This window comes from Clostridium sp. (assembly GCF_016650095.1).
Lineage (GTDB): Bacteria > Bacillota > Clostridia > Clostridiales > Clostridiaceae > Clostridium_AD.
Window position 1 is genome coordinate 1 of sequence record NZ_JAENWL010000330.1, and the last position, 4,335, is coordinate 4,335.

The following is a 4,335-nucleotide window of genomic DNA, read 5'->3' on the forward strand; positions in this document are numbered from 1 at the left end:
CCATATGCCACTTCCACGCAGTTTCTATAATAGTTTCAAGAGAATCATATTTAGGCTTCCATCCAAGAACTTGCTTAGCTTTAACACTAGATGCTATAAGCACTGCTGGATCTCCTGCACGTCTAGGAGCGATTTCAGATTTTATTTCTCGCCCAGTAACTTTTCTAGTTACATCAATTACTTGCTGAACTGAAAATCCTTGTCCGTTTCCAAGATTGCAAATTATGCTATCTTCACCTCGTCTAAGCCTCTTCACTGCAAGTAAATGAGCACTAGCAAGATCAGTTACATGAACATAATCCCTAACACAAGTACCATCCTTTGTTTTGTAATCATCCCCGAATACCATAATCTTTTCTCTTTGTCCGAGTGCAACCTGAATAATAAGAGGAATTAGATGTGATTCTGGCCTATGGTCTTCTCCTATTTTTGAGCTTAAATGTGCCCCTGCTGCATTAAAATATCTTAGAGCCGTGTATTTTATACCATAAGCATTATCACACCATTTTAAAATCTTCTCCACGCAAAGCTTTGACTCTCCATAAGGGTTAGTCGGAAAAGTCCTATCCTCTTCAAGTATAGGAATATTATCTGGTTCACCGTATGTTGCTGCAGTAGATGAGAAAACTATGTACTTCACCTTATGTTTTCTCATAGCCTTTAATAAATTTATGGTAGAGCCAATGTTATTTTCAAAATACTTTAGGGGCTCTGTAACACTTTCTCCTACCAATGAATCTGCTGCAAAATCTATAACTGCCTCTATCGCATTCTCTGTAAAAATTCTATCCAGTATTTCATCGTCTCTTAAATCTCCAGAATAAAGTTTTCCACCCAATAGTGAATTAACATGTCCACTTTGAAAATTGTCTAAAACAACTACTTCTTCTCCTTTTTCTAAAAGCTCAGCTACCATATGACTCCCAATGTAACCGGCTCCTCCACATACTAAAATAGCCATTAACTAAATTCTCCTCTCGTAAAAACTTATTTTTAAATTTGATAATAAAATATATGTTTATTCTAACACACCTTCTTATTAAAATATGCCTATTACATATAAAAACTACCAAAGTGCATCATTGTACACTTTGGTAGTTCAGCTTTAATTTTACTTTTTACCATGATTGTGGTGAGGCAATACCTTTTGTATTTCAATTTCTTGCTCTTTTGTTATTGTTCCATTATCAATAAGTACCTTCATTGGACTAACCTTAGTCCCCTTGTTCTCTTTCATATAAGCTTTTCTTTCTTTTTCACTCATGTTATTCATTTTTTTGTAACTTTCGAATCGCTCAGCATGTTTTTCCATTATAGCCTTTTCAACTTTACTGCTTTGCTCTTTTGTCAATACTTTTTTATCTATAAGCGTACTTAAACCTTTTCGTAGCTCAATAGTTCTAATCTCTGTCTTTTTAACATGCATGTTTTCTCTAAGCTTATCAGATTTTTCCTTAGTTAAAATACCATCAGTCACCAAATCTTCAAATAAACCGCCTTTTTTAACACCACATTTTCCACTTTTGCATTTTTTATCTTTCTTATGGTCTTCTGATCTTTTCTTATATTTCGCGGTTGCATATGCTAAGACCTTATCACCTTCATCTGTTGAGATAATATCTAAAGATATACTCTCCTTGATTACAACTTGTAGTATATCTTTCATCTCTTCATGCCTTGCTTGCTTTACGTTTTGCTTATCAATAGGAACTTTGGAATCCATACTTGTAGCAATCGCGCCATTTGTACTATCACTATTCTTCACTGCAGCAAAACTAGGACTTGCTGTGGAAAATGCTAAGCCTGTGCATAACATTCCGCTCAATATTTTCATTTTTAAAGATTTACTTTTCATTTTACAGCCTCCTGAAAACGTTTTTTTATACCTAATTATTATTACTGTCTTGAGGTAATAATATTCATTAGTACAAGCGCACTTCTACCTTCTTTTCATGCATTTTATACCATAAATTGGATACTGTTAGCCCTAAAATCCCACCACTAAAATCAATCACCACATCAAAAATATTCGAGGTTCGACCTGGTATATATTTTTGAATGAATTCGTCTATCACAGGAAAAAGTAATAAAATAAATAACAATAAAAATATTTCGCTCCATTTATTTAAATTAAACTCTTTAATTGTTGTACATATCAATATACTTAGAATAAAGTACTGAAAAAAATGTGCATTTTTCCTTACAAAATAGTTTACATCACTAAATTTAATACTAGGTCCATCTATAGCATCTGTTGGAATATTCATAACCATAGTTGCTAACTTAACAATCTCTTTACTACTTCTTTGTGATGTTTCTCCTTGCCTAGTTCCATTATATAAAATTACGCTTACCCAAATAACACATATTATAATTTTCACTATTGTTTTTGTTTTTAATAAATTCTTCATAAATTTCTCCTATACTTAACCATTATTTTATACCATTACTTATTCCTATGTCGTTAATATTATAGAATCTAAGATGATTCTCGATAGATTATAAATCACAAAAAAATACAATATCGTAGTTTAAAATATTAAATACAAATGGAGTGATAAAAAAATGTTCAACAAAATATTCCTTAAGCATACCACAACTCATATATTTAATATATTTAATATATTAAATATATTTAATATTAAAAGACGTAAATACCTTACCTTATATACATTCTACAGCTTAATTAGTTTTTAGTATTCACATTTATTAACTACTTTATTTTTATATTTTAGCATTATTTATTAAGTCATTAATATTTTTTAATATTTTTTAATATATTTTAAGCAAATTCACTATTTACAATATTAAAATAATAATTTATACTTAATTAGAAAAAGCAATAATACTCACCTAATTTTTTGAAATTATTATACATTTAGAAGGGGGGAATTTATCAAAAGTCATAACTTTTGATAAAACCAAAAATGCCAAATGAATCTATTGTAAAACCTATTTATCAAAAAATAGCTATTGATATTACTAATAGAATAATATCTGGAGATCTTTCTATAGGAGATAAGCTATACGGTCGTTCTACGCTTGCAAGCCAATATAATGTGTCTCCTGAAACTATAAGAAGATCTATAACTCTTTTAAGTGACGTGGATATAGTTACAGTAACAAAAGGTAGCGGTATTGTTATAAATTCAGTGGATAATTGTTTAGAATTTATTGATAAATTTAAAGATATAGATTCTATAAGTTCTCTAAAAAAAGATATTTTCGATTTACTTGAAAAGAAAAAAGAATTAGATAAAAGCATTGAATATTCTATTGATGAACTTATCGATTATTCTAGTAGATTTAAAAATAGTAACCCATTCACACCCTTTGAGTTTGAGATACACTCTGAAATGAGTATCATTAATAAATCTATATCTGAAACTCAATTTTGGCAAAACACAGGAGGTACTATAATTGGTATCCGACGAAATGAAAAATTGATACTTTCTCCTGGTCCACACACTATATTTAAAGATAATGATATATTCGTAGTAATTTGTGACGAAAATAGTTATTATAGGATTAAAGCTTTTATTCATGAAAGCTAAAAATTCACTATCAACTATGTTTCCACTAAGTCCATAAATATTATGGATTAATAAAAAAAGCGTGATATATATTTATATAATATATCACGCTTTTTTTATCTATTTGCCTTTGCTTTTCCTATCGTGCCACCAAGTTTATCCCAAAGGTAATTATGCTCTTTAACCGCACTACTAAAATTTTTATTTTTCCAATTTGTAAGAAATATTATAAGTGTACCCTTATCATCAAATTTGCTCTTTGTAATTTCACTAATTAATTGGTCACACTTAGCTGTGGTTATTTCTATCTCTCCCCATATCTTTCCGTCTATTGCCACAATTTTAGTATTTATCATTTTATGCATTCTACTATGAACTAATGCCTCTTCATCACTCATTCCTTGAATGTTTTCCATCTGGCTTGCCTGTACCATTTTGGGGCTTTTAGCTTCACTCAATTTATGTTGTGCAGTATTGTAACTGGCTAAACCTACTATTACGATCACCAATGCAATAGCACTTGCCGTAATCCCCCTTCCCCTTCCGGCAACTAGTTTGGTGCTTTCTGCAAACCATTTACCTCTTACGGCAGCTAACTTGCCTCTTATGGCAAAACATCTGTCGCTAACTTTATAATGTTTCATACAATTGCCCCCTTAAATATATAGTCTATTTATATTAGCTGCAGTTATAATATTATTTTGACATAGCTTACTGGATAATATTTTATAATTCTATTATATCAGTAATATATTAACATTTCATTTAATTTTTAACATTTTTTAATGAGTAATAAAAATAA

5 protein-coding genes are annotated in these 4,335 nt (G+C 30.1%); 1 reads left to right on the forward strand and 4 read right to left on the reverse strand.

Translation table 11 applies throughout. The annotated features are described in order from the left end of the window. The 3 genes from galE to JJE11_RS15565 all read right to left on the reverse strand — a co-directional run. Nucleotides 1-961, reverse strand: a 961-nt coding sequence (gene galE, locus JJE11_RS15555) for a UDP-glucose 4-epimerase GalE (protein WP_291637245.1), incomplete at its 3' end; no start/stop codon positions are given. Nucleotides 962-1,111: 150 nt separating this feature from the next. After that, entirely contained in the window at nt 1,112-1,855 is a 744-nt protein-coding gene (locus JJE11_RS15560) for a hypothetical protein (protein WP_291637247.1), read from the reverse strand. Nucleotides 1,856-1,922: 67 nt separating this feature from the next. Next, on the reverse strand, nt 1,923-2,411 hold the full coding sequence (locus tag JJE11_RS15565) for a VanZ family protein (RefSeq protein WP_291637248.1): 489 nt from the start codon (nt 2,409-2,411) through the stop codon (nt 1,923-1,925). A 516-nt stretch (nt 2,412-2,927) separates the two neighbouring features. Here JJE11_RS15565 and JJE11_RS15570 point away from each other — a divergent pair. Further along, a complete protein-coding gene (locus JJE11_RS15570) occupies nt 2,928-3,554 on the forward strand; it encodes a TrkA C-terminal domain-containing protein (RefSeq protein WP_291637252.1) in 627 nt (208 codons plus the stop codon). 95 nt (nt 3,555-3,649) lie between these two features. Here the strand turns inward: JJE11_RS15570 and JJE11_RS15575 are convergent, their stop codons facing one another. Further along, a complete protein-coding gene (locus tag JJE11_RS15575; protein WP_291637250.1) occupies nt 3,650-4,177 on the reverse strand; it encodes a DUF6241 domain-containing protein in 528 nt (175 codons plus the stop codon). Nucleotides 4,178-4,335 lie beyond the last annotated feature (158 nt).

Coding starts and splice junctions, on each gene's coding strand:
- JJE11_RS15560 (WP_291637247.1), bottom strand. CDS start 1,855: ATGAAAAGTAAATCTTTAAAAATGAAAATATTGAGCGGAATGTTATGC.
- JJE11_RS15565 (WP_291637248.1), bottom strand. CDS start 2,411: ATGAAGAATTTATTAAAAACAAAAACAATAGTGAAAATTATAATATGT.
- JJE11_RS15570 (WP_291637252.1), top strand. CDS start 2,928: ATGCCAAATGAATCTATTGTAAAACCTATTTATCAAAAAATAGCTATT.
- JJE11_RS15575 (WP_291637250.1), bottom strand. CDS start 4,177: ATGAAACATTATAAAGTTAGCGACAGATGTTTTGCCATAAGAGGCAAG.